The 26,217-nt window shown below is 69.7% G+C and carries 26 protein-coding genes; 7 read left to right on the top strand and 19 right to left on the bottom strand.

Going from position 1 to position 26,217, the window contains the following annotated elements; translation table 11 throughout:
* Window positions 1-116 precede the first annotated feature (116 nt).
* The 3 genes from CR162_RS15345 to CR162_RS15335 form a co-directional block, all read right to left on the bottom strand.
* Window positions 117-1,220 carry a helix-turn-helix domain-containing protein gene (locus CR162_RS15345; RefSeq protein WP_099096409.1) on the bottom strand — a complete coding sequence of 368 codons (1,104 nt, stop codon included), beginning with the start codon at window positions 1,218-1,220 and terminating at the stop codon, window positions 117-119.
* The gene (locus CR162_RS15340) at window positions 1,217-2,158 is read right to left on the bottom strand and encodes a hypothetical protein (RefSeq protein WP_099096408.1); all 942 of its coding nucleotides are present in this window, start codon (window positions 2,156-2,158) and stop codon (window positions 1,217-1,219) included. The genes CR162_RS15345 and CR162_RS15340 overlap by 4 nt, the downstream gene beginning before the upstream one ends.
* Window positions 2,159-2,666: 508 nt before the next feature.
* Window positions 2,667-3,236, bottom strand: coding sequence for a hypothetical protein (locus tag CR162_RS15335; RefSeq protein WP_099096407.1), 570 nt, complete (start codon window positions 3,234-3,236; stop codon window positions 2,667-2,669).
* 447 nt (window positions 3,237-3,683) lie between these two features.
* On the opposite strand from CR162_RS15335, the gene CR162_RS15330 reads away from it, so the two are divergent.
* Window positions 3,684-4,670, top strand: coding sequence for a hypothetical protein (locus CR162_RS15330; RefSeq protein WP_099096406.1), 987 nt, complete (start codon window positions 3,684-3,686; stop codon window positions 4,668-4,670).
* 827 nt (window positions 4,671-5,497) lie between these two features.
* On the opposite strand, the gene CR162_RS15320 is transcribed toward CR162_RS15330, so the two are convergent.
* Entirely contained in the window at window positions 5,498-7,249 is a 1,752-nt protein-coding gene (locus CR162_RS15320) for a hypothetical protein (protein WP_141563172.1), read from the bottom strand.
* Window positions 7,250-7,825: 576 nt separating this feature from the next.
* Between CR162_RS15320 and CR162_RS15315 the strand changes: the two genes are divergently transcribed.
* On the top strand, window positions 7,826-8,488 hold the full coding sequence (locus CR162_RS15315; RefSeq protein ID WP_141563171.1) for a hypothetical protein: 663 nt from the start codon (window positions 7,826-7,828) through the stop codon (window positions 8,486-8,488).
* Between the two features lie 4 nt (window positions 8,489-8,492).
* Here the strand turns inward: CR162_RS15315 and CR162_RS15310 are convergent, their stop codons facing one another.
* Complete coding sequence (locus CR162_RS15310) at window positions 8,493-10,076, bottom strand: AAA family ATPase (RefSeq protein WP_176559868.1); 1,584 nt, start codon at window positions 10,074-10,076, stop codon at window positions 8,493-8,495.
* A gap of 245 nt (window positions 10,077-10,321) precedes the next feature.
* Between CR162_RS15310 and CR162_RS15305 the strand changes: the two genes are divergently transcribed.
* Genes CR162_RS15305 through CR162_RS15295 form a run of 3 tightly spaced genes read left to right on the top strand, consistent with a single transcriptional unit; the run spans window position 10,322 to window position 11,479 of the window.
* A complete protein-coding gene (locus CR162_RS15305) occupies window positions 10,322-10,792 on the top strand; it encodes a hypothetical protein (RefSeq protein WP_099096401.1) in 471 nt (156 codons plus the stop codon).
* 59 nt (window positions 10,793-10,851) lie between these two features.
* Window positions 10,852-11,163: a hypothetical protein gene (locus CR162_RS15300; RefSeq protein WP_141563170.1), complete on the top strand. Its 312-nt coding sequence runs from the start codon at window positions 10,852-10,854 to the stop codon at window positions 11,161-11,163.
* A gap of 49 nt (window positions 11,164-11,212) precedes the next feature.
* Complete coding sequence (locus CR162_RS15295) at window positions 11,213-11,479, top strand: helix-turn-helix domain-containing protein (protein WP_141563169.1); 267 nt, start codon at window positions 11,213-11,215, stop codon at window positions 11,477-11,479.
* Between the two features lie 299 nt (window positions 11,480-11,778).
* Here CR162_RS15295 and CR162_RS15290 read toward each other — a convergent pair whose 3' ends face one another.
* The 4 genes from CR162_RS15290 to CR162_RS15275 form a co-directional block, all read right to left on the bottom strand.
* On the bottom strand, window positions 11,779-12,426 hold the full coding sequence (locus CR162_RS15290; RefSeq protein WP_099096398.1) for a hypothetical protein: 648 nt from the start codon (window positions 12,424-12,426) through the stop codon (window positions 11,779-11,781).
* A gap of 86 nt (window positions 12,427-12,512) precedes the next feature.
* Window positions 12,513-13,148 carry a hypothetical protein gene (locus CR162_RS15285; RefSeq protein ID WP_099096397.1) on the bottom strand — a complete coding sequence of 212 codons (636 nt, stop codon included), beginning with the start codon at window positions 13,146-13,148 and terminating at the stop codon, window positions 12,513-12,515.
* A gap of 317 nt (window positions 13,149-13,465) precedes the next feature.
* Window positions 13,466-13,864 carry a hypothetical protein gene (locus CR162_RS15280; protein ID WP_099096396.1) on the bottom strand — a complete coding sequence of 133 codons (399 nt, stop codon included), beginning with the start codon at window positions 13,862-13,864 and terminating at the stop codon, window positions 13,466-13,468.
* Window positions 13,865-13,911: 47 nt separating this feature from the next.
* On the bottom strand, window positions 13,912-14,217 hold the full coding sequence (locus tag CR162_RS15275; RefSeq protein WP_099096395.1) for a hypothetical protein: 306 nt from the start codon (window positions 14,215-14,217) through the stop codon (window positions 13,912-13,914).
* A 393-nt stretch (window positions 14,218-14,610) separates the two neighbouring features.
* Here CR162_RS15275 and CR162_RS15270 point away from each other — a divergent pair, with 393 nt between their 5' ends.
* A complete protein-coding gene (locus tag CR162_RS15270) occupies window positions 14,611-15,846 on the top strand; it encodes an acyltransferase family protein (protein ID WP_099096394.1) in 1,236 nt (411 codons plus the stop codon).
* 75 nt (window positions 15,847-15,921) lie between these two features.
* On the opposite strand, the gene CR162_RS15265 is transcribed toward CR162_RS15270, so the two are convergent.
* Window positions 15,922-16,407, bottom strand: a complete 486-nt coding sequence (locus tag CR162_RS15265) for a DUF305 domain-containing protein (RefSeq protein ID WP_099096393.1) — start codon at window positions 16,405-16,407, stop codon at window positions 15,922-15,924.
* 135 nt (window positions 16,408-16,542) lie between these two features.
* Complete coding sequence (locus CR162_RS15260; RefSeq protein ID WP_245870400.1) at window positions 16,543-17,889, bottom strand: calcium-binding protein; 1,347 nt, start codon at window positions 17,887-17,889, stop codon at window positions 16,543-16,545.
* 33 nt (window positions 17,890-17,922) lie between these two features.
* On the opposite strand from CR162_RS15260, the gene CR162_RS22430 reads away from it, so the two are divergent.
* Window positions 17,923-18,069, top strand: a complete 147-nt coding sequence (locus tag CR162_RS22430; protein WP_176559865.1) for a hypothetical protein — start codon at window positions 17,923-17,925, stop codon at window positions 18,067-18,069.
* Window positions 18,070-18,142: 73 nt separating this feature from the next.
* On the opposite strand, the gene CR162_RS15255 is transcribed toward CR162_RS22430, so the two are convergent.
* The 8 genes from CR162_RS15255 to CR162_RS15215 all read right to left on the bottom strand — a co-directional run bounded on the left by CR162_RS15255 (window position 18,143) and on the right by CR162_RS15215 (window position 26,192).
* Window positions 18,143-18,475 (bottom strand): four-helix bundle copper-binding protein, encoded by a 333-nt coding sequence (locus CR162_RS15255; RefSeq protein ID WP_099096392.1) that lies wholly within the window; start codon window positions 18,473-18,475, stop codon window positions 18,143-18,145.
* Window positions 18,476-19,255: 780 nt separating this feature from the next.
* Complete coding sequence (locus CR162_RS15245; protein ID WP_099096390.1) at window positions 19,256-19,528, bottom strand: DUF2933 domain-containing protein; 273 nt, start codon at window positions 19,526-19,528, stop codon at window positions 19,256-19,258.
* A gap of 178 nt (window positions 19,529-19,706) precedes the next feature.
* A complete protein-coding gene (locus CR162_RS15240; RefSeq protein ID WP_099096389.1) occupies window positions 19,707-20,597 on the bottom strand; it encodes a CopD family protein in 891 nt (296 codons plus the stop codon).
* On the bottom strand, window positions 20,594-20,971 hold the full coding sequence (locus CR162_RS15235; protein WP_099096388.1) for a copper resistance CopC family protein: 378 nt from the start codon (window positions 20,969-20,971) through the stop codon (window positions 20,594-20,596). Before CR162_RS15235 ends, CR162_RS15240 begins: the two co-directional genes overlap by 4 nt.
* A 153-nt stretch (window positions 20,972-21,124) precedes the next feature.
* Complete coding sequence (gene copM / locus CR162_RS15230) at window positions 21,125-21,511, bottom strand: CopM family metallochaperone (protein WP_099096387.1); 387 nt, start codon at window positions 21,509-21,511, stop codon at window positions 21,125-21,127.
* A gap of 124 nt (window positions 21,512-21,635) precedes the next feature.
* A complete protein-coding gene (locus tag CR162_RS15225; protein ID WP_099096386.1) occupies window positions 21,636-23,006 on the bottom strand; it encodes a sensor histidine kinase in 1,371 nt (456 codons plus the stop codon).
* Entirely contained in the window at window positions 22,994-23,728 is a 735-nt protein-coding gene (locus CR162_RS15220; protein WP_099096385.1) for a response regulator, read from the bottom strand. Before CR162_RS15220 ends, CR162_RS15225 begins: the two co-directional genes overlap by 13 nt.
* A gap of 85 nt (window positions 23,729-23,813) precedes the next feature.
* The gene (locus tag CR162_RS15215; RefSeq protein WP_099096384.1) at window positions 23,814-26,192 is read right to left on the bottom strand and encodes a heavy metal translocating P-type ATPase; all 2,379 of its coding nucleotides are present in this window, start codon (window positions 26,190-26,192) and stop codon (window positions 23,814-23,816) included.
* Window positions 26,193-26,217 lie beyond the last annotated feature (25 nt).

Genomic DNA, 26,217 nt, shown 5'->3' with positions numbered 1-26,217 from the left:
CCGCGTTACGCTAACCCTAGGGGCGAAGTGTGCCACGCCTCGGCCGTTCGCAAGGGCAATTCGACATGGGTTCCGGAGAAGTCCGGGCGCCTGCGTTCGGCAGGCGCCCGATCGGCTCAGGGCGCCGGGACGCCCCTGGCGGCCAGCATCTCCAGGCACTCAGCGAGACGCCGGACAGTTGGCCGGATTGTCTGGCGCCCGTTCTCGAGCTTGCTGAGGTTGATCTCGTGCATGCCTAATTCCTGGGCCGCTCGGGGCTGGGACCAGCCCATACGCGTCCGCCAGGCACGCAGGTCCGCGCCGGTCCATCCGCTGCGGGGTGGGGGCGGCTGCGGCGTCTGCTCTGGTTCCGGCTCCGGCGCCACTACCGGTTCAGCGGCCCCGGACTCCGCGTGTCTCCGGGCCGCAGCACGCTCCGCCAGGCGGCGGCGGTGCATTTCGTTGAGGCGTGCGAGTTGCTCGGTTGCTGCGGCCACCACGGGGGGGCACTGGGCACACTTCACGAGCTGCTCGAGCATAGTCCCTTGCTCGTAGATGTCGGCCTCGACGCTTTCGATAACGGCATCGAACAGCCGCTGCAGCTCCTCGGGCTTCGCGGCGGCAAGCAAGGCGGCGCCCTTCACTAGGTCGTTCGCCGCGTTAAAACCTCGTTGCCCGCGGGTAGTCAGGCCACTCGTCAGTTGCTGGGTGGGATTATCGGGAACGTCCAGAATAGCCGCAAAGATATCCGCCAGAGAACTAGGCCCAATGGGGTGGAACTGCGCATTCCGTGCGCGTAGCCGGGGCGGGGCACCGCCTGCCATGGTGTCCTCGCCTTCGCTCGTGACGTCGCCTGGCGCCGCCTCAGGGACGGCGGGCAGACTAGCCGCGGTGGATGAGGAACCCGATGCCGCACCCACAACCTCGTCCGGCTCCAGCGGCTCCAACTCGCCGCACATCTCGCGGTATTCCCGCCACGCACGCCACCCGTCCGCATAGAAAGACGCCGTGATCTCCTCGCGGCTGCCGTCGGCGTAGTCGGCGTACACGACATCGAGGCCGTCCGGGCCGCGGGTGCCCTCGGGCACCCCCGCAGCGTGCAGCTCGACCATGCGCCGGTAGCGCTGCGCCGTGATGGTCTGCGAGCGGCGCCCGGTGACCTTGCTCTCGATGATCTCTTCCTCGGTGCCATCCGCGTAGCGCTCGTGGATGTAGAGCCGGACCATCTTGGGGGTCTTCATGCCACCTTCTCCTTCGCCTGCTGTTGCTGTTCCGCCCGGCGCCGCATCGCGGCGGCGCTGGCGCGGACGTCGTTGACCGCGCGCGACGTCATCCTGTCGGCATCTCGACGCATGGCGGCGAGGTCGGACGTCACCTCAACTTCGCCGTGCCCATCCAGGAGCCACGCCGTGCACTGGAAGCTTCGGCCGGTCCACTCCCGCAGCAGGCGCCGTCCGGCCAGCAATACGGCCCGTTTGCCGTCCGCCGGTCCGGACCAGATGACTGTGCCGGTGGGCGCCCTAATCTCCAGGGTGGTAGGCTGCGGGGGCGCGGCGGCCAGGTCTCCATGCGTCGCTTCGAGGCCACTGACTGGCTGGCCGGTGCGGCGCCAGCCGCCTTCCGCCCGCTCAAAGGCGCCACCGTCCAGGGCGGAGAAGCTGAACGAGTAATGGTCCCCGGGGTAGTTCGGGACGCCCACGTATGCCGTGGCGCGCCGCCCATCGAACATCTCGAGGTCGACCACGAGCGACCTTGCGGTCCATCTGGAGACGCGGCGGTAGGTCTCGTGGTGCACGGCCACCACCCGTCGGAAGAAGGGAGTGGCCTCAGTGCCCGTCCCCTTCGCAATGGCGTCAGCCGCCGCGTGAACGGGGTCCTCGTTGGCGTCACCTGCCGCGGCCGCCTCGGCGCGCGCGCGCAGTTCCTCGGCGAGGCCGCTCAGGCTCCCGGACATGCGGAAGGTGCGGCCAGTATGGGTGTGCACGACCAGCGCGACGTGACCGCTATCGTGCGTGTCAAGGAGCCGCACGCTCCACGACCGGGCACCACCGGCGTCGCAGAGCCAGACGGTGTCCTCGCGCTCGTGGAGCTCGACGCGCGCAGCGCCTTCGTGCCACAGCGCGCGAACGAGGCTGAGCACCGGCGCGGGGATGGCGGCGAAGGGGTCGGTGTCGGACATGGATGCTCTCCCTGGGGTGGGGGATGGTTAGCGTCGCGCTAACCCTTGGGCCTAGTGTGCCCACTGCCAACGCAAGGAAGCAACGATGTCAGGGACAGAAAGCGCCTAGAAAGCAGCTTTCTTTCGGCTTTCTAGGCGTTCTCGGGGCAGTGCTCCGAAGAGGCCTAGCAAGAGGCTGCGAACCGGGTCGTCAGAGAGGCGGCATCGGTCGACATTCGCGTCGAACAGTGGCTGGCGGCGTTCGACAGCGTAGCCGAGGGCGAGGCTGAGTTGTGTGTCGGTCACCGGCGCACCGCCCGTGCGGCACCCGCGACGAGCGTGCTGAATGCTGCCAGTAGTGCTGCGCCGCCGACGATCAGACCTAGGATGGGGGCGATCGTCCCCCAGGGCCATCGCTGGAGCCGCCGGGCGGGCGGGCCGGTTGTCGTTGGCAGGGTCCATGCGCGGCCTCTGAGCGGATGCCCGGGGCGCCTGCCCAGAGCCGCCGAGCCGCTCGCAAGTCAGGCCGTCAGACCGCTAGGCGGGCCACGAAGTCCGCCACGGGAACGCGGTAAAGGCGGCCGCGCAGGTCGGCTGTCTCGTTGAGCCACAGGATCGGCGTCTCGTACCCTGGCGCGATGCACCAGCTCGTCCGGCTGGTCGCGAACCACCACGGGGCGCCAACCGCGCCACCGGCCGCCAGCAGGCAACCGAGTGCCTGACGGACAGTCACGCGGACAACGCGGCACCCGGTTACGGCGACCTGCAGGGCCGCGCACTCGGCTTCGGCGGACGCGCGGTCGCTGAAGTGCATCAAAGGCCATCCGCCCATATGCGAGGGTTCGCAAAGCGCGTAGGCGTCGCCGTCGGCTCTGAGCGCCCCGACCCACTGGTCGGACTGGGCGCCGGGCTCACGCTGCTCCCATGCCTCGCAAGCGGTTCGGGTCCATTGCAGGATGTCCCGCCGGGTGCCTGCGGCGCTGTCGGTCAGCGGGCCGGTGAGAAGCCGGACGGTGTCGCTGGCGTGCTCGAGGCGATCGAACGCCACCGTTTCGCTCGTCGCGACGGCGACATGAGTCGGGGGGATGCTGCTGTACATGGGGTGTCTCCTGGGTTCCCCATGAGCGTCATCCAACCCTTTGCAAGACACCGGAAGTTGGCGGAATTGCGGGGGTAGAATGGGAGAGCGGCGCCTGGTTCCGGCGTCCCACCCTTCCATGCATTCTACCCCCGCCGTTCACTCAAAAACCGATCGCAATCAATCACTTGCCGATTCGGCTGGAGCCCGCTTCACTTCAATGCCGCTTCCTGAGCGAGTTATCCCCAGCCGGTTGCCCCGCGGAGACGTCTGTGATTCGTCTATTCAATAGAGTCTATGGGCGAAAAGCGCTTTCAAATCAAAGCTCTACATGGCCGTTTCTACCGGCGGCATTCCGCGATACTACCGGCGGCATTCCGCGACTACACCCCCAGCGTTCCCTTTTTGCGGACAGGCATCCACAAGCGTGCTAGTGCGAAGAGGGGGCGTAACCGCGGGGGTAGAATCATGGCCGAGCTGACAGCCGCGGAGCAAGCGCGGCTCGAGCGCCTGGAGCGCACCCGGCGCAACATGCGCGGGCGGCGCCTTCCCGCCGTCATGCCCAGCAAGCTGGCTCGCGCAGCGGCATTCTCACCCCGCAGCAACGGGCTCTCCGAAGAACGCACGACCCGCATCGTGGCGGTCCGGCCGTACGCGGTCATCGAAGTGCGCGGAAGGGAGTTGGGCACCAAGCACAGGGATATGCTGGTCGCGCTTTTCCGGCTCCGCGCGAGGAGATTCGAAATAGTTGGGCCGGATGGCAGGCCCGCCGGTGGCGTCTACCGCACCGAGACGACGTGGCGCGAGATCCTACGTGCGTCCGGCGTTTCCGTCCACGTGAACAACCTGCTCACGGCACTCCGCATCTGCGAGGAGCTGCGGGAGACGAGCCTGCGGGTGTTCACGGGCTCCTACGATGCCTACGAAACAGCGATGAAGGCGGGGCGCCTACCCGCCGCAGGCTGGTCGGACGGCATCATCGGGTCAATCGAGTGGGACGGCCCCAGCCTGGATGCCAGGGTGCGCGTAGCATATGGCGAGTGGGTGCGACGGGCCTTCGAGGCCAAGCACCTCGTCTCTCTGAATGCCGACGTCTACTTCCGTCTGCGGAGCGACTTCGCGCGGGCGTGGTGGCCGCACATCGACTCTCAGCCGAACCACAGCTGGGTCGGGCTGGACACACTCGGCGAGCTGGCCGGTCGCGACTTCGACGCCCTGCCCTCGAAGCAGCGGGCGAGGTTCCGCGAGGATCTCACCCACGCCTTCGATGACCTGATCGCCGCTGGCGGCCTCGAGAGCTGGCGCCTTGAAGCTCTCGGCGAGGGACGCAAGAAGACGTACCGGGTTCACTACAAGCACGCCCTGCCGAAGCAGGGCAGCCTGGACCTCGGCTCAACTTCAGGCGGCGACGCGCTCCCGCTGCCGGAACGGGCTGAACCTGACGGGGCGGGGTAGGGTGCCGGGAACTCGGCCGGGCGCCGCGCCGATAACGGGCGCCGGTGCACGCGGCGCGGCGGCCGGGACCAGCCGGAGCGCGGTGCGAGAGACGGCGGGCGCCGGTGGCGCGAACCGGCCGGGGGGCACCCATGGGGCAGGGCGCCGCGTCGCGGGAGCCATGCCCTTCACCACGGCGACGGTGGCATCCCAACTCAGCACAGCCGGGTCCGCGGCAGGGACGAGGGCGTAGGTCTTGGGGAAGCCACGGAGCCTGAAGTCGCGGCGCTTGAAGGCTTCGGCGCGGTCCAGAAATGTCCTGTCGAGGACGATGCCCCGGACCCGCCAGGGCGTGGCGCCCGTGCCGACGTCGGCAAGTAGGGCGATGGTCGTTCTGCCGGTGGCGAGGGCCGCGCGGGCGGCGGCGAGCTTGTCTGGCCGGAGCCAGAGGGGTGCGTGGGGCTTGGAGTGGGCCGGTGATCTCCACGTCCAGCGGCACCCCGACGATGGCGTAGTCCGCCTCTCCGGCCGGGCACCCATGGTCCCGGGAGTAGCCCTCTATCCTCTCCGCAGACCCGGCACCGATGCCCTGCGCCAAGAGGGTGAGGCCGGTGGCCGCCGCAAGCGCGGCGCTTATTCATGCTTCCCGCTTCGATGCGGCTTGCCAGTCGGCCGCGTAGGCCGCCTTGAAATCGTTCACGACGTTGCTCCCCCAGGGGTTTGGAGGCCGTGTCTATTGGTGCTTTCAACACGCCCAACATGGACGTGGACAATTCACACCCGCGATCGCAAGGCGCCGGAGCCACTTTATCCTTGACTACCCGGCGCTTCTTTTCATTGGCGACATGCTACCAAGGAATCTCCCGGTCTTCCGGGCCGTCCGGGTCGCACTGAAGCACCGGCGCCGCAGCGGCCTGCTCGGCCGCCTCGGCGCGGCTCCTGGCTTCGGCATCGCGGCGCACCCGCTCCACCTGCGCGGCCGCCTCTTCGGCCGCGACCCGCGCGGCGGCCTTGGCCCGGAGCCGCTCGACCTCGGCACGGCGTTCGGCGCGGACTTTCGCCGTGGTGGGCTTGCGCTTGGGCTCGTCATCTGCGGACGTGGCCCCGAGGCTGAACCCAAGCGCCCTGCCGCGCCCTGGAGCACGGCTCGTCGCCTGGTACACCGCCTCGGACCAAATCGACGCAACGTCGCCGAGGATGTCCCACACCCAGACGGTCTGGTTCTTATTGCGGCGGGTAATGCCACCCTCGGCCGAGTTCCAGGCGTCGGAGAGGGGGAGCAGCTCGTCCTCATGGATCTGCCATACCCACGAGATGGTGTCGCGCAGCGCGTAATCGTCGTAGAAGTCCCGCCGCGCGGTCGCCTGCAGGCGCGCGATATCTCCGTTGGGCGTGTCGTCCTCGGCCTTAATCGGCTGCCACAGGAGCTCCAGGACGCGGCGGATGAATGCGGTCGCCTCAGGGTATGCAGACGCATTCCGCCACTCGAGCCGGTCGCGGATGGCGCGCGCGATGTACGTGTCGTCGACGGTGGTGAGATGCCGGGTCGGGGCCACGTACGGCACCAGCACGACCGGCCCGACATCGACGCGCGGCTCGCCTTTGGCGCGCGCCAGGCGGGCCGCTGCAAGTGCCTTCGAATCCTTGCCGCTGACCATCCATGGCAGCGGCGCCGGTGCGCCGGGCTGGGCGCCCGCCAGCTTGACAAGGTGATCCACGAAGCCATCGAAGGCCTTGGTGGCCCCCACGCGTGCCAGCGCCGCACGGAGCTGGGTGGTGGAGTAGCCAGGGACAGGGCTCTCAATTCCTTCGTCGGCTGCGCTGACAACGGCCAGCCACAGCCCCTTCGCCGCGCCGAAGTGGCCCTTCAGTCCCTTCTCCTCGAGGGCGCCGAGCCACGCTCGCAGGCTCTCCGTCCTGCCCACGCCGACATCAAGGTGCCCAACCTTGCCATCGTAGACGCCGAACCTGCCGAGAACATGCGGCGGCATCCAGCGCGTCCGGAAGGCGGTACGCGGCGCCGCGATGACGACGCCATCCGGCGTCTCGGCCGTTAGCAGGCGATGGCCATTGAAAGCCGCCACCTCGGCGTCACCAAGCGCGGCGGCGGCCAAGCGTAGCACCGGCATCGGATCCATCTTGTCGCGCAGGGCGAGGGCCTTGCGGATCTCGACGGTCGTCAGGTGGAGCGTGAACTCTCTGCGCTTCGATGCGGCCGCTTGCGCGTACAAGAGCCAAGCGCGGGCGCCCTGTGCGCTCCGTGCCCGCGCCAGCATGTGGACGTCGAACCGCCAGAAGGCCGCCGGGGCGCGCAGGCCGAGGTCTGCGCGCTCGAGGACGACTTTATTCCCCTCGAGCCGCGCCATGGGATGGCCCGGGCCGCGAGCCGCGGTTGCCAGCGCGGCCTTCAGCTCCCGCTGCGGAACGGCGCAGCGGATGGCGAACCACCTTGCGGAGCAGTCGCGGGCGCCGAGGATCCACATCCCGGCCAGGGCCAGGTTCACGGCGAGCTGGGACGGCGTCCAGCTCGGCGGCGCCTCGAGCCACGTGCGAGGGTCGACGGGGACCTCGAAATCCTTGAGGGTCGCGGCGTCCGCCAAGGATGGGGACACCGTGCAGTCGGGGTATGTCGCGCCGGGCCACGCACCGGCGCCCTCGGGGGCGGTGCGTGCGCGTGGGCGCAGGTGGTACTGCTTTGGGGCGGTGGGCATCGGCCGGGACTGCTCTCGGTAGCGCCGGTGGGGGTTCACCGGTAGGGTGCCTTCAGTGTCCGGGAGCGGCGGGCAAGAAAGCAAGGATTCCGGCGCCAATCCTTGCCGAACAAGAAATCCTTCATCTATAGGCACTTAGCATTAAATCGGTCTTGATATCCTATATCCAAAGAAAGGGGCTGCGCCCCAGCACAGAGTCATGGCCCGGACCAGAACATGCTCCCTCGCACCTGAACGTACCCGTCGCGCGCGAGGGCTTCCTGGGACAAAAATCGTTATACGACCGGCACTTAGCCGTGATTCGGCCCTGATGTCCTATATCCGAGCAAGAAAAGGGGCTGTCGCCCCCGGCCCAGGTCGTGGCCCAGGGTGCTGGGTATGGCCCGGACCAAGGCACGTATCCCTGCACCTGCACCGTTACCGTGGCGCTCGGAGCAGTGCGTGGGGGGCGCGTAGGGTCGGGGCATGATTAGCGCGACCATCCGCATGTCCCCTTCGTCCGGCGCCCGCCTGAAGGCGTTCCGGACCGTGCTCCCGGCCGCCGCGGCGTCCGCGGCGAACGACGCCGCCTTCGAGGCGCGGGCGAAGGTCCAGGAGCATATGCGGATGGTCTTCGACCGACCGACGCCAGGCGTGCTCAGGGCCGTGCAGGTGAAGAAGGCGACCCCCGCGCCCACGGCCACCGCCACGGTCTTCCTGGGCCATTCCGACCCTGGTTTCCAGCGGCGCCTCAATGCCCTTGGCCAGAAGCAAGAGCGAGGCGGTGTGGCGCGCCCTTCCGACGTCGGCCGGAAGTCGTGGGCCGTTCCCATCCGCCAGCGGACCAACGGCTTCGGTGGATTGAACCGCGGCACCGTTCCCCGGCTGCTGCGGCAAAAGTTGGTCTTCGTCGGCCGCCCTGGGGGCCGATGGGGCGGCGGCCAGGGGCAGTACGGCGTCTATCGGCGTGCCCGAGGCAGGGCTGGCCGCGGGCGCCTCATCCTGCTCGTCGCACTGGAGCAGCAGGCCCGCTACCCCAAGCGGATGGCGTTCGTCCGCACCGGCCGCGAGGCCGCCGGGCGGGTTATTCCGCACCTCGTGCGCCGGGAGATGCTCCGCATCGTGGCCCGGGCACCCGTCCGCGGCTGAGGCATCAGTGCCGGGGCTGAGCGGCCTCAGCCTCGGCGGCGCCTTCGATGGCGCGCCGGACCAGCTTCGCCAAGCCGCGAGCGGACAGGCGCCCGGACCGGAACCCGCTCTCCAAAGCGTCGGCTACCTCGGGCATCAGCTCGGGCAGGACGTCCGTACCGGCGCCGCCGAACTCCTTGGCGAGATCGCGGCAGATGCCGTGGAGCAGCACCGCGTAGTCCTCGGGGCGCGGCAGAGGCACCTCGAGGAAACGAAGCCGGGCCCTGAGGACCGGGTCAATGCCCCGCCGGTCGTTGGCCGTGAACAGCCATGTGCACCGGCTGGTGTCGAGGACGGCGCCCAGCCCTTCGTCGGTGACCCGCTTCGCCGTGGACGGCTCCGTGAGGCTGATGAGGGTGTGCTGGGGCCGCCCGTTCATCTCGTTGCCGCCGACCTTGTCCAATTCATCGACAACCAGCGTTGGATTGGCGAACCGCGTTTCTGCGAGAGACTTGGCCACCCATCCAGGTTCCGCCGTTGCCCACCCCTTCGCAGTCCCGGCCAGGAAGCGATTGTCGCTCATGCCCGCGCCAGTCGCCGTGGTGTAGCGGGGGCCGTGCCCTGCTGACACCAGCTCCGCAAGCCGAAGCGCAAGCCTGCTCTTCCCGGCGCCCGGGCGCCCGATGAGCACCGTTGGTGCCAGTCGAACGGCTTGGCCGCCGATGCGCCGGGCCAGCGAAAGGTCGGAGCAGATGCGGTCCACTGCCTCGTGGCACCAAGGGAACTCGGCGAGGAGCTGCTCGCGCAGGCGCTCCGGGTCCGGCCACTCTCGCACCCGCAGCGGCTTCGCAAGGGCTTCGCCGTACCGGCGCAGGTGCGACGGGAGCGATGCAGGGTCGAAGGGGCCCACAATCACCCGCGCCCAGCCGGGACTGGCCGCGGCATCGTCCAACGCCGCCCGCAGCGCCTCGGCGCCGGTAGGGCGCGCAGGCGCCGAGCCAGGCTTCGCGCCGCCAACTGGATCGGGACGCGGCAGGCCGAGGGCAATTGCACCGGTGGTCGGGTCGGGTGTGTCCGGAAGCTCGGTCGCGAGCTGCGACAGCAGCTCGGCGTAGTGCTCCGGGCGGTCGGCATAGTCGACGTCGGCCAGCATGGAGAGCAGGGGGATACGGCTCCACGAGTCACCCTGCGCGATGGCCACCCAGAAGCACGTCGCGCGCAAGTCGACCGCCCGCTGGTGCGCCACCGGCCCACGATCGCCGCCACCCCCTTGGGTGACCTGCCGCGCCAACCGGGCGCAGCGGCGCCAACCGGTGGCGTCTCCCAGCCGCGCGACCGTCACCTCGCTCTCATACTCCCCACCGGGTTGCGCGGCCTCAGCCCGGGCGAGCAGGGCGGCCACACTCAGGCGCATCTCGTCGAGCACCGGCCGGAAGCGGTCCCACATTGCGCCAGGCGGCAGCAAGCGCCACAAGGTCAGTGGGTCCCGCGCCCGCACCTGGTCAGCCGTCCACGTGAGCCACGGCCGCCGCGCCACAGCCTCGGCTGCCGCCTCGGTCTCCCCGTCGTATGCCTCGACTTCGAGGCCCTCGCCGATGTCATCGCTCATCGCCATCCCCTTCCGAGCAAGCGAGGACGGCACCCGCCCTCGGTCAGTCCTGAGTGGCCCCTGCAGGGCAAGGGCATATGCGGGTTAGGGATGGCATTTGTCGTCCAATGTCGGATGCAGAACCCTACTTACCCAACAAAATGGGTGCCGTCGAGGTCAATTCCCTTGCGATCGGCGATTTCCTGTTCCTAGTGTTAGGAACAAGAGGGCGGTACCCCAGCCAACTGCCCTTGGGAGAGCAAGTGATGTCCAACACCTACACCGTCCGTGTTCCCGGCCAGGACTGCGGCGTCCACAAAGGCGACACCCCTGCCGAAGCCGTGCTGGCTCACCTGCGTGACATCGGCTACGGCCCAGGCACCGTGAACCTGGTCGACGGCGAGCTGGTCTACGCCGAGGGCGCCGAGAACTGGCTCCACGTGCTCGGCGATCTCGACCGATACACGGTCCGCGAAGTCGAGGTCTCGGTGGCCTGGGTCGTGTCCGAGTGCATCGATGGCGCTCTCGACCACATCGCCGTCACCGGCGGCGCGCTGAGGGTCGGCGACGGCGAGCTGCCCGGCACTGACGCCGCGGCCCTCATCGAGCTCTATGCCGAGGGCGTCTTCGACGAACTGAACGCCGATGATCGGGCCGAGGTGCGGGAGCGGCTCACTCGCTGGCGAGAGGAGAAGGTCGCCGAGCTCGAGGCCGCCAAGGCCGCCTTCGAGGTCTAAAGCCAACGATCCGGATGGGCGCCGAGAGTGCAGTCCTCGGCGCCAAGGGGAGAGCGATGATGACAGAGACGGACAACATGCTCACCGTCAGCATCGGTGGAAAACACCGCCGGACCTATCCTGTGACCATCCGTGGCCTGCGCGCGGCCCGCGCCTACATCGGTCGCAGCCTGCCCGGCAACGCCGAACTCATCTGCGTCTCGATGGGCGGCATGGACATGTGGGAAGCGCTGTACGACGCGCTCCGGTATCTGCCGTATGAGGGCAGAGTGTCGCCGAAGGATGCGGCTGTCTCGCTGCGGGGGTTCAATCGTGCCTTTGAGGCGCAGCGGGAGCAGCAGCGAATACGCCGGGGCCACAACCAGGGCTGACCAGCGCACGTCCGATGAATGCGGTGCCCGAGCGGGGATGGGGGAGACGATGGACGAAGGCGAGAACACCGACGACGGAAACGCCAAGCGCCTTGTTGAGGTCGGGCGGGCACTCTACGGCCGCGACTGGCAGACCCCGTTGGCTGTCGATCTCGACGTCACGCCGCGACTGGTGAGGATGTGGGTCCGCGGTGACCGGCGTATTCCGGACCGCGTCATGTCCGCCCTGCCGGACTTGCTCAGCGAGGCGGTGGAGCGCAGGCGTGCCGAGGCAGAGCAGATGGAGCAGATGGCGCGGATGATGCGCCCCGGCTGACCAGCACGTTACTAAGCTTCGAGGCAGACCAAGCGGCAGGAACAATCCCAGAGGTGTAGCCCTGGTTGTTGCAGTTGCCCCTCACAGCTTCGCCTCGGAAAGAGTGCCCGCTAGGTAACCGCTAGGTAGCTGGTTGGCGGGCCAGCTGCGATGAGCGTAGCGTAGAGGGAGGTGCGCCTGGCGCCGTCCCGGTGAACGTTGTGCATGGTCACCTCCTCGAGCCAGCGACACTGTCATGTTGGGGAAGCCAGAGAGCCCATTGCTATGGGCGGCGCGGGACAAGCCCGCGCCGGAATTGGTCAGGCGTGCCCACCGTCCATCGGGATGTTCGAGCCGTCCGGCCGAACGAGGGCGATGCTGCGCGTGCCGATGAGGGACAGGGCGAGAGCCAGCGCGAAGAGGTCGTGGAGGACGGCTTCCTCCGCCCACCGCTGGACGGCCGGAACCGTCAGGCGCTTGTCATGACAGGTCAGTCGCATGCTTGCCTCAGCCCACTTCCCCCAACGCTTACCATCGTCGAACAGCGGTTTGCCTGCCCAGAGCCGGTCCCAGCGGAAGACAGGCCTAGGGTCGGCGGGCGTCAGGTGAGTGGTGAACGGGCAATCCCGAACATTCACGCCGTCCGACTGGAGCCGGAACACGTCAACTGTGCCGTCCTCCCGCACCTCGGCGAACACGCCCAGGGCGCCAGTGCCCAGCGGGAGCTGCACGAGGATGCACTTTGTCGGCATCCAGATGCCTGCGACGGCCTTCAGCATGAAAGCCGTAGCTCCACGGGCCATCATGTTCGCCGGGAAGGTCGCGATGTCCTCCTTCAGCACGATGGGGAGAATGCGTTCCTGCTTGCGGAGCCGCATGGCGACCTCGGCGATGCGGCCAGTGCTGCGGGTAGTGAGGAGATGGTGGACGAGGTCGAAGGACTTCGTGCTTGCCTGGGATGCGGACATGGCTTCTCCTTCGCGCCTGAGAGGCGCGTTGCGAAATGTCGTGGAGGGGGATGGACCCGACCGGGCGATGCACCCGGCCGGAAGGCTCAGTAGCGGGCGGCGCCGACTACCGACGCCATGTCAGGCATGAACCTGGGGGACGTGGCGGCGGCCAGCACGATGAAGTCGGGGATGCCGGTGTCGCTGAGCAGCGCCGGGGCATCTTGCGGGTCGAATTCGGGGTCGAGCCGCACCATCACGAGCTTCCGCGTGACCCACCGAAGCCAGCGCTCGTCCGCCGCCGGGTCATCCACCCAGCGCCCGTCCAGGAGTGCCTGCCAGTCAGTCGGGACCCGACGTGCCTTGCCGACCCGATGCAATGCGATGGGGAGACAGGAGGCAGGACTGGCGCCGTTGCGTTGGACGAAGCGGGCCCAGACGCTGCCGTCACGCAGCGTGCCTCCGAGGACGCCGCAGCGCTGCTCCACGCCGACCCAGGTGAACTCGACCCAGACCTTGCTGAGCGGCTTCATTCCCGCCACCAGCGGCACGGTGACGCTCGGAGGCGCCTGGCACAGCCTGATGACGGCCGCCGTTGCCTGCGGCTTCAGGGCGACGTAGCCCACCATGCCCGCAGCAAGGCAGCGGGCGGTGTCGCCCAGCGGTCCTGTCTCGCCGGTGCGGCCGAGCAGCTCCTTGTGGAGCGGGAAGGAATCTTCGGGAACTTCGGAAACCATGCGCATGCGGCTCTCCTGTTCGCGGCGCAGCGTTCGACGTGCGCGAGGAGGGCGTGCGTCAGGCATGCATGAGCGTCCCCGGAAGGAGGACGACTATGATGGCCTGGATTTGGAAAAGCCCCTCTCGCGCGACAAAGAATGACGACGGGCACCCCGAAGGGATGCTGGTCGTCAGGCCGCGGTTATCGAAGGGGTCCGGTTCATGGCGCGGCAAATAGCTCAGCTTCACCTAGCTGTCGATCGGTTTTTCGTGCCGTGAGCGAACAATGTTTCGCGTAGCAAAGTTGGATGCCGAGGACGAATCCGCGCTATCCCCGGAACGGTCAGGCCGCGTCCTTCGTGCGGTCGACCTTCTTTTGCGTTCCCGCCTTCCGCTGCGCCAGGAAGGCGCTCTTGACCTCCTCGAAGAAGCTGGGCGGGAGGGTGCCGTAGCGTTTCTGGCCGCGTCTCCCGGGGATGGCGACAAGGCGGGGGCCATGGCGGTCGAAGTTGAACTCCGACACGACGACCCACTGCCTAGCCCCGTCCAACCCAGCGATGGTCCTGACCTCGGGAGGTATCTCGACGGCCACCTGGCCCTCGCGTGGCGGCTCGTGGCTGATGGCCAAGTACACGGCTTGGCCTGCGCCCAGAGCAAGGATGACGCAACTGGGGCGCTGTTTCAGCCCCCTGCGGTTGCCGCTCGCCTCCTCGCGGGCCCACAGGTAATCGTAACGGAACACACCACCCAGGATCTCCTGCGGATCAAAGGGTGGTTCCCCCGGCGCCGTCAGGAGGAGGTCGCGGCTGCCTTAGACCGGCGCGCGGCTTCCAGTTTGCGGTCCAGCTCGGCATGGCGAGGATGCATCGTCGCCGCGGACACCGCCTCGAACAGCCAGTCAGGAGCATCCGCGGTGGCCATCGCAACCTGCTTGGTCACCTTGGTTCTGCGCGGCTGCCTCACCACCTGTGCGGCGTCCTCCACCTTGGACACGCGCACGATCGCGGGCTGGCGGCGAAGAGCAGCCTTGGGCTGCTTCTTTCCCTCCTGGGTGGTCCGCGCTTCTTGCCTCGTGATGACCAAAGCTTCGCTCATGGCGCGGATTATCGGTCCTCCGGTGGCGGCTTGCAAGGGCTCCCTGGCGCCTCCCAGCCAGGGACACCCAGAGCGCCTGAATAGCGACGCCAGGGGTAACGCATTGATATGGAACAGGTTGCAGTGGGCTGAGGCCGCCTGCTTTGCCCGGAGCGTTCTCGAGGCCGGGCGCTGCCGCCGTGGTGCCGGAAACTGCCAATGGCCGCGCGTCGCCTTCCATGCCGATCCAGGCTCGCGGCCGCGTGGGCTGCCCATACGAGCACTAGCGCCCGCCATGAGTTGGCCGCCAGACCAGCCGCAGACACAACTTGTAAAACTGTGTCGGGCACCAGCCGCTAAACCTGCGCCACGTGTCTGAGGTCAGGCACAGTCACTTGCCGGAAGCATGTCAGCGTGGACCCCAAGCAACATCCCAGTGCCGTACGCACCGCCACTGTCGCCACTCAGGCAGAGCCTGCGCGCCCCCAGCGGTGGGACTTCCTGGACCAGCTCCGGGCCATCCTGATGCTGATCGGCATCCCGTACCATGTTGGCCTCGTCTACGCGGCGCACGCCGTCTGGATCGTGGAGTCGCCGGAGAAGTCACTCCCGGTGACCTGGGCGCTGCAGTTCAGCCATACCTTCCGCATGCCCGTGTTCTTCCTCATCGCGGGCTTCTTCGCCGCGCTGATGATCCGCAGGCGCGGCGTGGAGCACTGGCTGGCCGGGCGGGGACGGCGCATTGGCATCCCTCTGCTGACGTCCCTGGTCCTGGTCAGCCCGCTGATGGTGCTCGCCAGCGGCGTCGCCGCCGGAGGCGTGGGCAACGCCATTCCGGCTCTGCTGGCTGAAATGAGCAGCCCCGGCGCCGCCTGGACCGTCCACCTCTGGTTCCTCATCTACCTGCTCATCTACTGCGTGCTCTTCGCGGGGCTTTGGCTCCTGGGCAGCAGGTGCGGTCTCGGCGCCCTCGTCGGCCGGGCCCAGGACCGGCTGGAGCGGGAGCCATGGCTGGCATGGCTCGGCCTGGCGGGGCTGGGCCTGGTGGCCGTTGCCTGTGCCGTAGTGGCTGCGAAGCTGGAGGTTGCCTACCTGATGGGCGGCATCTTCGTGGCGGGCCAGTTCGTTGCCGACGGCCTGATGTTCCTGGTTGGGGCCCTGATAGCGTCCCGCCAGACGTGGTTCGAAGCCTTCATACGCCCACGCTGGCCGATCTGGGCAGCCGCCCTCGTCGCGGCCGCCACCATGGCCGTGTTCCAGGACGACGAGGGCGACATGAGTCGGGCCGTCACCTACTTCCTGATGCCTGCGGTGGGCGTTCTGTTCGCGCACCTGCTGCTGTCCGCCGCCCGGCTCTGGTTGGACCGCCGGACGCGGCTTTCAGCAGCGATGGTCGAAGCGGCTATGACCATGTACCTGGTTCACGTCCCCATTGTCCTCTGGCTTGCCGTCGGCTTCCTGGCCGTGGGATGGCCTGCCGAAGTCGAGTTCATGCTGATCACCGTCGTCTCGGTGGCCGCTTCCTACGGCTTTCACCGCTTCGTGGCCCGCCACCCGATCCTAACCACCCTCTTCAACGGTCAGGCCACTCCGGGACGCTCCCGGGCGTCCGCCATCGCCAACCCGGAGCCAAGCGGGACGCGGGCGTGAGCCGCCCCGCTCCAGCGGCCATGATGAGGCTGCCAGGCTGTCTCGACCCCTCACCGGCCTCGTTGGTCAGGCAGGCTACCGCGCTGGCTGGAGCACCGGCGCCGACGAGGCCGGAGGGGCCGCCTCGAGTTCGGCGATCAGCCGCTTCATCTCGCCGATCTCGCGCACCTGCGCCTCGATGATGCCGTCGGCCAGCTGCCGGACGCGCGGGTCGCGGATGCGGGCGCGCTCGCTCGTCATGATGGCGATGGAGTGGTGCGGGATCATCGCCTTCATGTAGGCCACGTCACCCACGGTCTGCTGGCTCCTGACCAGCCACAGTGCCCCCGCGAACACCAGGACGCTGGCGCCGAAGATGGCCATGTTGGCGGTCCGGTTGCGGTACATGCCCAGCATGAACAGCAGCATGATGACCGCCATGGCCGCCCCCATGACGAGGGCCATCCAGGTCCGGGTCTGGCTGTAGAAGACGTGCTCCAGGGCGTAGGTGTTCAGGTACATCAGGCCGAACATGACCACGGTCGACACCAGGATCATCAGGCCGAAACGCGCGTAGCTCATGGCGGAGTGCCTCTCTGCGAGGGCCGGGCATCTTCAGTCCCTGCAAGCCTCGAAATCAGGAATCGGTTGAGGGGCGGCCGACGCCCGCAGGCATCGGCCACGTGGGGAACCCGCCCGATTGGACGTTCGTCAGGCTCAGGCGATCGGGCCATCGCTCTCCGGGAAGACGTACCAGGAGCCGAAGTCGCCGATGCCCTCCACGAAACCTGGCACCTCGGCGAACATGAAGTCGCTCTGCCGCAGGTCGTCCTTGCCGACGCCCTCGAGGAGAATGGACCCCGCGAAGGTGCCGTCCGCCTCCATGCCCCAGCCGACCAGGGCGCCCTCGGCGGTGTCCCGGACCACGACATCCGCGGGCTGGATACCCTCCATGAAGGCGATGTGGTCGAAGGCGCCCTGGGCATCGCCGGTCGCCTCGAAGTCCAGGACCACGTCGTGGCCGCTGTCCATCGACACCATGAAGGCGTCAGCGCCGGTGCCGCCGACCAGGGTGTCGTCGCCCATGCCGCCGTTCAGCATGCCGTGCGCGGCGCCCTCGTCGAGGTAGTCGTCCCCGTCGCCGCCCATGAGCTCGTCGGACTCCGCCCCGCCTGAGAGCCGGTCGTCGCCCGCCTCGCCCATCAGGCGGTCCATGCCGTCGCCGCCCGCCATGGTGTCATTGCCGTCGCCACCCTGGAGATGGTCGTCCCCGGCCAGGCCCGAGATGGTGTCGTCCCCGGCCAGCCCGAAGACCGTGTCCGATTCCGACGACCCGGCCAGGGCGTCGTCACCGTCGGTGCCGCGGAGGATGGCGTTCCCCTCGATGTCGAAGCTCAGGGTGCGGCCGTCGAACAGGTGGTCGGCCAGGGCATCGAACACCGCGCCCGCTTGCGGCTCACCAACGATGTTGGGCCCGGCGACGCTGGGCGTCGGCGCCTCGTCGGATGGGCCCACGGGTTCCCGCAAGCCAGGCGGCAGTTCGGCCGCGTCGCCGAACATGAAGTCGTCCTGCGCCAGATCCGCCTTGGACACGCCTTCCAGCAGGACGGATCCGCCATCCCAACTGACCTGTACCCCGTCCGCGGTGTCGGCAAAGGCCAAATCCGTCCACTGGAGGCCGTCCATGACCGCCAGGTGGTCGAACATGCCGGGACCGGCGGTGAAGTCCTTGATGACGTCGTGGCCGCTCGTCCGGCCGATCATGAAGGCATCCGGGCCGCCGCCGCCGACCAGGGTGTCGTCGCCCATGCCGCCGTCCACGGTGCTGTGGCCCTCGCCCTCGTCGAGGTAGTCATTCCCGGCGCCACCCCGCACCGTGTCGGCGCCCGCGCCGCCGTACAGGGTGTCATTGCCGTCGCCACCCTCGACCTCGTCATCGCCCATGTTGCCGGAGACGAGGTCGGCGCCCGCACCGCCATGGAGGACGTCGTCCATGCCGCCCCCGCCGATGCGGTCGTCGCCGCCCAGGCCCCAGGTGAACTCGGCGCCGTCAGTGCCCCCCAAGGTGTCGGGGTTCTCACCGCCGAAGGTGACGTTATGAACGTGGCCACCGGCCGTGAAGTCAAAGTGAAGCCCATCCAGCGCACCGTGCAGAGTGTCGGCCACCCGGTCCGTCAGGTTTGCGAAAAGATTGTTGTGGTGCTGTTCCCGGCTCATGCCGAAGCTCCATCGAAACGGTTCTGATCTGCTCAGGAAGCGTTCGCTTCCCGGTTGAGGCGACAAGGACCAGGCCCGATGCCCGGTCCCTGTCTCGGCGTCAGGCGCTCATCTCGCGGCAGGACGCGGCACACTTGCGGCACTGCGCGACGCAGTCCTCCATGCCACCCACGGCCTCGCAGCTCTTGGCGCACTCCTCGCAGATCTCGGCGCATTCGGCGCAAGTATGCTTATGGTGGTGCGTGCCGATCAGCATCATGTCGGCGGAGGTCTGGCAGATGGTGGCGCAGGCCATCATCAGCCTGAAGTGCTGCGGCTCCACGTGCTTGCCGCCCACTTCCAGGCAGTGGTTCATGGCCATGCCGAGGCAGGTGGAGTGGCAACGCAGGCATTCCTCGATGCAGGCCTGCATGGCGGGGGTCATCTGGTGCATTTCTCTTCTCCGTTGGGGCGTCCGTGAGGGAAGGCTCGCCAGCCCGTGCGCCGGGCCGACGGCCGGTCCAGGTGGAGCGCTGGCTTGGTCCCGCGTCCTCTCGGCAGCGGTCAGGCCATGCTCCGCCTCCCGCGGGCCATGGGCTCCGCGGGTGGCCTGGTGCGCCCTATCGGGGTGGTGGAGAAGGAAGGTCCGGCGTGATGCCCACGACCGCCGCCGTTGGCGTGGCGAAGAAGCCGCCACGGCTGACCAGGAGCGCGGCCAGGGGCCGCGTCGTCGGCAGCAGCGCGGCGCCGCTCGCGCAATGCCCGGGGGTGCAGCAGCCGGGACGCATGCCCTTGTCGCCGCAGTTCGGACAGCACTTCTTCCCGGCCCCTCGGCCCTTCATGGCGGGGCCGGAGGAGCGCATGGCCTGGGACGCGGGTGCCGGACGGCCCGCATGGACGGAAGCCTGCATGGCGGCCGGGATGGCGGATGCCATGGGGACACCGCGATGGGCCGAAGCGGGCACGGCAAGCAGGGACACGCCCAGGGTGAGCGCCAGAACAACTACAGCTTGGATCGCGCTCGCCGCCAGGCGCATCGGTTCGTCCGCTCCACTGGTACCCCAGTAAGGCGTCAATTCGGGCCGGGTTGCGCTTCCAGCCGCACAAGGCGGCGAGCCGGGACACGTCGTCCCGGTCTGCGCCTCCAGGACGTCAGAGTGGCCGCCGGAGCCACCGCCGGGCTGCTTTGACCCGCGCGACGCCTGCGGCTGCCAAGGATCCTGTACGGCCGCCGTCAGCCGCGGCCAGGGCCGAACGAGGAACTCCCGCCGCGCTCCGCTCCCGGCCGGGCGTCGTCGCGCGCCTCCCCGTGACCGGCGTGCCCGCCGTGGCCATGATGCATGAACAGGTGCATCAGGGGGCAGGCCAGGATGAGGAGGTACGGCAGCACGCCGAAGACGTGCGCGTAGTGCTCCCGGAGGACGTAGAACGCGGCCACCAGGACGAAGCCGATGACGGCGATGCCGGTCCGGCTGCGCCACCAAGAGGATTCAGCATGGTCATGCATCTTGGATCTCCTTCCCACATCCGGATCATCGCCCTCCGGTCCGCGCCCGCGCCTTGATCTGGGACAAGGCACCGGGGAGCCTTCCGCGTCGGACGCCCGGCTGGATCCAGCGGACAGGTGGTTCACGCACGGAGCGCCGCGCCGACATGGCCAGCGCTCCACGTTGGCACTCTGCCGACTATACTCCCTCGGGACGCGGGCTGGTCGACGTCATCTCGGCGACGGCCCAGAAGACCAGCACCATCACGACGATCTCCCAGGCGATGGAAGCCGCCAGCCGCGCGCCGGAACCCGGGGCGCCAGCCGCCAGGGCCGGTGTCAGCCGGAAGCGGTGCCAGGCGGCGAAGCCCAGCAGGGCGCCGACCAGCGCGACCTTGGCGAGAAGGGCCCAGCCGTAGGCGGTGGTCACCAGCAGGTCCAGCTGCCCGACCAGCAGCCACGCAAGCGTCGCACCGGCCACCACGAGGCCAGCGACAACCCAGGAGGCGGCCCGCGCCCACCCCTCGACCATGCTGGCGGCCCGCGGACCCGCCCGCCTGGAGGCGATCGCGAGGGGCCACAGGCTACCAGCCCAGAAGGCCGCGGCGAGCAGGTGCACCACCAGCGCCGTCGCCAACAGCCACCGTGGCTGGTGCTGGGTCGTGTGGCCGACCTGCGTGAAGCTCGCGGCGACCGCCAGCACGCCAGCGGCGCCGAGCACCAGAGCCGCGCGCCCGATCCCGGTCGCCAGCGCCACGGCCAGCAGGCCCGCCCAGGCGACCAGCACGGAGATGCCGGGACGCGAGGCCAGCATCATGTCCCACACCTCGGCATCGAACGGGTCGCCGTCCGAGGCCAGGGCGACCTGGGCCGCCAGCCAGGCGAGGCTGGACCCCAGCCCCGCCGCCACCATGACCAGGGTCAGGCGGCGGCACGCGGCGACGTCACCAGCCTCCTGCAGGCGCCCGAAGCCCATGGCGAAGATGGCGAGGCCCGCCGCGCCGAGGCACGAGGCGTAGTGGGCGAGACGCAGCGCCACGGAGAGGGCGCGCAGCGGGTCCGGCTCCGCCCCCAGCAGCTCGAGAATCACCGGGCCGCGTTCACCGCGAAGCGCACCGCCCCGCTCATGACGTGCCCGTCGTCGCCCATCGCGCGCCACTCGAGCCGGTAGGCGCCAGGTCGCAGGGGGGCCGCCAGCGTGGCGGTCACTTGGCTGGACGCGGCCCGGCCACCCTCGCGGCGCACCTGGTGCTCCCGGCCGCCCTCGTCGACCAGGCGCAGCGACGTCACGCGGCAGTCCTCGGTGAAGGCCAGGTTGAGCGCGCGCGGGGACGCGTTCAGCGTCGCGCCGTCGGCCGGGTCGGACGAGTGCAGCATCGCGTGCGCGGAGGCGGCGCCGGGAACCAGGATGCTAAGGGCGGCGGCAAGGATGCCGTGGCGGAGGAAAGTGAAGCGAGAAAGCATGCGAATCTCCTGTCAGCGCTCGCCGCGGCCTGCCGCCCCGGCGAACGTCCGACCGCACCAATAAGCACGCAGTGGACGCGCCGCAGCCACGTTTTCCCACCATTTTGTTGCGGCTGGCCGCGGCTCACGCCGGGAGCGCGGCCCGGCTGGACCTCACCTCGCGGGCTGCCGGGACAGCCAGGTCCGCAGGTGGCCGATCTCCTGCTGCTGCTTCTGGATGACCTCCTCCGCCATCTTCCGCATTTCTGGGTCGCGGCCATGCTCGAGTTCCACGCGGGCCATGTCGATGGCGGCCTGGTGATGCTTGGCCATCATGCTCGCGAAGTCCCGGTCCGCGTTGCCGGAGGGCGCCTCGGCCGCCATCTCCCGGTTCATCTTCTCCATGGCCGCGTGGTACCCGGCCGTGGCGCCCTGGGCTGTCGTACCCTGGGCCGTCGTCGAGTGGCTGGCGCCCTGCGCCTGGGAGGGTGCGGCCCACAGCAGCGGGGCGGCAAGGATGGCCAGGGCGGCCACATGGGCCGCGCGGCGGTCGATTGTCATCGGCTTCGGTCCTTTCCTGGTCGGGAGCGACGCCCCGGGACCGCGCCGCACGGGACGCGGCCGTTGAACATCGTTCCCGACGCCTGCCTCAACGCTCGCCGCGGGCGCCCGGCCCGGCAGCCGATTACAACGTTTTATTGCAGCCCGTGCCGACGGCCGCAGCGGCAGCCCGGCGAGGAAGCCGCACCGTCACCACCGTGCCTCGCCCCATGGCGCTCTCGATGGCCAGCCTGCCGCCGTGGGCTTCGACGATGGCGCGCGCGGTCGAGAGGCCGAGGCCGCTCCCGCCGCCAGCCGTGCGCGTCCGGTCACCACGGAAGAACGGCTCGGTGACCCGCGGCAGGTCCTCCGGCGGAATGCCGGGGCCGTTGTCGCCGACCCGCACCAGCACCTCGTCAGCCAGGGCTTCGACCTCCACCCAGGGGTCGCGCCCGTGCCGCGCGGCGTTGGCCACCAGGTTCGTCACCGCCCGCTTGACGGCGACGCGGCGTCCCGGCGCGACGGCCTCCTCGTCCATGCGCCCCTCCCGGACAAGGATGCCCGCCTCGGCGAACTCGTCCACAACGGTGCGGAGGAGCGCGGTGAACGCCAGCGGCTGGACGGCCTCGCCCGCATGCCCCCCGCGCAGGTAGGCGAGCACGTCGGAGACCATGGTCTCCATCTCCGCGAGGTCGCGCCGGACCGGCTCCCGGACCTCGTCGGGCATCTCCTCGGCGCGCAGGCGCAGGCGGGCGATCGGCGACATCAGGTCGTGCGACAGCGCGCCCAGAGCCAGCGTCCGCTGCCGGAACGCGTCGCGCGTCCTGGCGGCCATCTCGTTCAGCGCCTCGGCCAGCTGCCTCACCTCGCGGGGGCCGGAGGCCGCCGGGAGCGGCGCCGCGCGCTCGACGTCCATGCCGGAGACGGTCCTCGCCAGGACGGCGACCGGCGCCGAGACCGAGCGGGCGGCGACGCCCACGGCCAGCAGCAGCGCGAGGCCGATGGCGGCCGCGTAGAGGTGCAGCGCACTCCGGTCGGCGGACAGGACGTTGAGGGAGGCGATCTCCACATCGAGCCAGGAGCCGTCCTGGAGGCGCGCCATGGCAGCGATGTCGACGATCCGGTCCAAGGCCGCGTCGTGGCGCCCGGGCCGGACCCGCACCTCGGTGGCGAGCCCGGACAAGGCCAGGGTGCGGGCCTCCAGAGTGCCCCACTCACCTCGAAGAGGGTGTTCGGGCGTGGCCGCCGGGTCGCGCCGCCAATGCACGCTCAGGTCTACCCGGGACAGGGCGTGCGCCACCTGGTCGCGGTCCGCCTCGGGCGCCGAGCCCACGGCGTCCATCAGCGTCGCGAGGCGGTGGGCCAGCAGCTCCTCGGTCCCGCGTTCCACCGCCTGGCGGAGGAGGATGTCGTGGATGCCCACCATGGCCGCGAAGAGGACGGCGAAGCCCACCGTCAACGCCGCGAGCGTGCGGGCGGCCAGGGACTGCGGGACGAGGCGCCTCACGCCGTCCATTCCACGGGGCTGGAGAGCAGGTAGCCGATGCCCCGCACGGTCTTGATGAGCCCCGGCTCGCCGTCCCCGTGCGGGCGCGGGCCCAGCTTGGCGCGCAACCGGCTGATCTGCACGTCCATGGAGCGGTCCAGCCCGCCGTAGGGGCGGTTCCGGGCGAGGTCCAGGAGCTGGTCCCGCGTCAGGATCCGCTGCGGCCGCTCGACGAAGGCGAGCAGGAGGTCGTACTCGCCGCTCGTCAGCTCGACGGCCACCCCATCCGGCCGGAGCAGCTCGCGCCGCCGGGTGTGCAGGGACCACCCGGCGAAGCGCGCCACCTCGCGTCCCCGGGCACCCGGGGAACCCTCCGCTCCCTCGGCCCGGCGCAGGACGGCGCGGATGCGCGCGACCAGTTCGCGGGGGTCGGCGGGCTTCACGACGAAGTCGTCGGCGCCCAGCTCCAGGCCGATGACCCGGTCCGAGGTCTCGGCCAGGGCCGTCAGGATGATCACCGGCACCCGCCCCTCGGTCCGGAGGTCGCGGCAGAGCTCGAACCCCGACCGGCCCGGCAGCATCACGTCGAGCAGGACGAGGTCCACAGGCGCCGCGGCGAGGAGGCGCCGCATCTCGACGCCGTCCCGGGCGCCGGTGGCCCGGAACCCGTTCCGGCGCAGCAGGGAGAGCAGGAGCTTGCGGAGATCCCCGTCGTCCTCGACGACCAGGACGTGCCGCCCCTCGCCGGACATCGGGGGCAGGTCCGCGGGCGACGTGCCCCGGAATCCGTCGGTGTCGGAGCGGTCCGTCAACTCAAGTTCCCCTCGACCGCGCCCGTCAGATGCGCGTGGCCCGCAGGCGCAGCGCGTTGCCGATCACCGAGACCGAGCTGAGCGCCATGGCCAGGGCCGCGACGATGGGGCTGAGCAGCAGGCCCAGCACCGGGTAGAGCACGCCCGCCGCCAGCGGCACCCCGGCGGTGTTGTAGACGAAGGCGAAGAACAGGTTCTGCCGGATGTTGCGCATCACCGCGTGCGACAGGAGCCGCGCCCGCGCGATGCCCGCGAGGTCGCCCTTCACCAGCGTCACCCCCGCGCTCTGCATGGCTACATCCGTGCCGGTGCCCATGGCGATGCCGACGTCGGCCTCCGCCAGCGCCGGGGCGTCGTTGACGCCGTCGCCCGCCATGGCGACGACCTTCCCCTGGGCGCGGAGCTCGCGGACGATGCGGTGCTTGTCCTCGGGCAGCACGTCGCCCTGGAACTCGTCGATGCCGAGCCTGCGGGCCACCGCCTCCGCAGTGGTGCGGTTGTCGCCGGTCAGCATGACGATGTGGATGCCGCTGGCGCGCAGGCTCTCCAGCGCGGCGGGCGTGCTCCGCTTCACGGGGTCGGCGACCGCGATGACACCCCCCGGCTTGCCGTCCACCGCCAGGAACAGCGCCGTGCCGCCCTCGCGCCGAAGCTCGTCGGCCCTGGCGGCAAGGTCGCCCAACTCTACGCTGAGCTCCTGCATCAGCCGCGCGTTGCCCAGCGCGACCCGGCGCCCGCCCACGGTGCCGGTGACGCCCTTGCCGGTGACGGAGGCGAAGTCGGCGGGCTCGCTGAAGGCCATGCCGCGCTCCCTGGCCGCCGCCACCACGGCGGCGGCCAGCGGGTGCTCGCTGGACCGCTCCAGGCTGGCGGCGAGCGGCAGCACCTCGGCCTCAGTCAGCCCGGGCGCCGGAACCACGGCCACCACCTTGGGCTTGCCCTCGGTCAGCGTGCCCGTCTTGTCCACCACCAGGGTGTCGACCTTCTCCATGCGCTCCAGCGCCTCGGCGTTCTTGATGAGCACGCCCGCGGACGCGCCCTTACCGACGCCGACCATGATGCTCATGGGCGTCGCCAGGCCGAGCGCGCAGGGACAGGCAATGATCAGCACCGAAACGGCGGCGATCAGCCCGTAGGAGAGCGCCGGGCTCGGGCCCCAGGCCGCCCAGGCGACGAAGGCCAGTGCCGCCACGGCGATAACCGCCGGGACGAACCAGCCCGCCACCGTGTCAGCCATGCGCTGGATGGGCGCCCGGCTGCGCTGCGCCTCAGCGACCATGGCGACGATGCGCGACAGCATGGTGTCGGAGCCGACCTTGTCCGCCCGCATCACCAGCGCGCCGGTGCCGTTCACGGTGCCGCCGATGACCTTGGACCCCGGCGCCTTCTCGACCGGCAGGGATTCGCCGGTGACCATGGACTCATCCACGGCGCCACTGCCTTCCAGCACCGCGCCGTCCACCGGCACGCTCTCGCCCGGGCGCACGCGCAGCCGGTCGCCCGCGTGCACCTCGGCCAGCGGGATCTCCTCGTCGGAGCCATCGGCACGGATGCGGCGCGCGGTCTTGGGCGCCATGTTGAGCAGGGCGCGGATGGCGCCGCCGGTCTGCTCGCGTGCGCGGAGTTCCAGCACCTGGCCCAGCAGCACCAAGACGGTGATGACGGCGGCCGCCTCGTAGTAGACGGCGACCGTGTCGCCGGGTCCACGGAAGCCCGCGGGGAAGGCACCGGGCGCGAAGGTTGCGACCAGGCTGTAGAGATAGGCGGCGCCGGTGCCGAGCGCGATCAGGCTGAACATGTTCAGGCTGCGCTTCACTACCGACTGCCAGCCGCGCAGGAAGAAGGGCCAGCCCGCCCAGAGCACGACCGGCGTCCCGAGCAGGAACTGAAGCCACACGGAGACCCTGGGCGGCACCAGGTGGTGCAGGTCGAGACCCGGGATGTGCGAGCCCATCTCCAGGACGAGGATCGGCAGGGTCAGCACGAGGCCGACCCAGAACCGCCGCGTCATGTCGGCGAGTTCCGCGTTGGGCGCGGCCTCGGCGGTGACCTCCAGCGGCTCCAGCGCCATGCCGCAGATCGGGCAGTTGCCCGGCCCCTGCTGCCGGATCTCCGGATGCATCGGGCAGGTGTAGATGGCGGCCTTCTCCGCCGCCGTCGGCGCGGCCGCCTTCTCCGGCTTCAGATACTTGCCCGGAGTGGCTTCGAACTTCGACTTGCAGCCCGCCGAGCAGAAGTGGAACGCGGCGCCGCCGTGATGCGCGTGGTGCGGCGTCCTGGCGGGGTCGACCTCCATCCCGCAAACGGGGTCTCGGACCTTGGGCGCGTTGTTGTTGGCCAGTGGCGCGTCGTGGCCGTGATGGTGGCCATGATGATGGTGGTGATCGTGATGACGCTCGTCCATCTGCGGCACTCCCTACGGCCGCCGT

The organism is Teichococcus rhizosphaerae (assembly GCF_002631185.1).
Taxonomy (GTDB): Bacteria; Pseudomonadota; Alphaproteobacteria; order Acetobacterales; family Acetobacteraceae; genus Pseudoroseomonas; species Pseudoroseomonas rhizosphaerae.
This window is presented reverse-complemented; position numbering and strand designations above follow the sequence as displayed.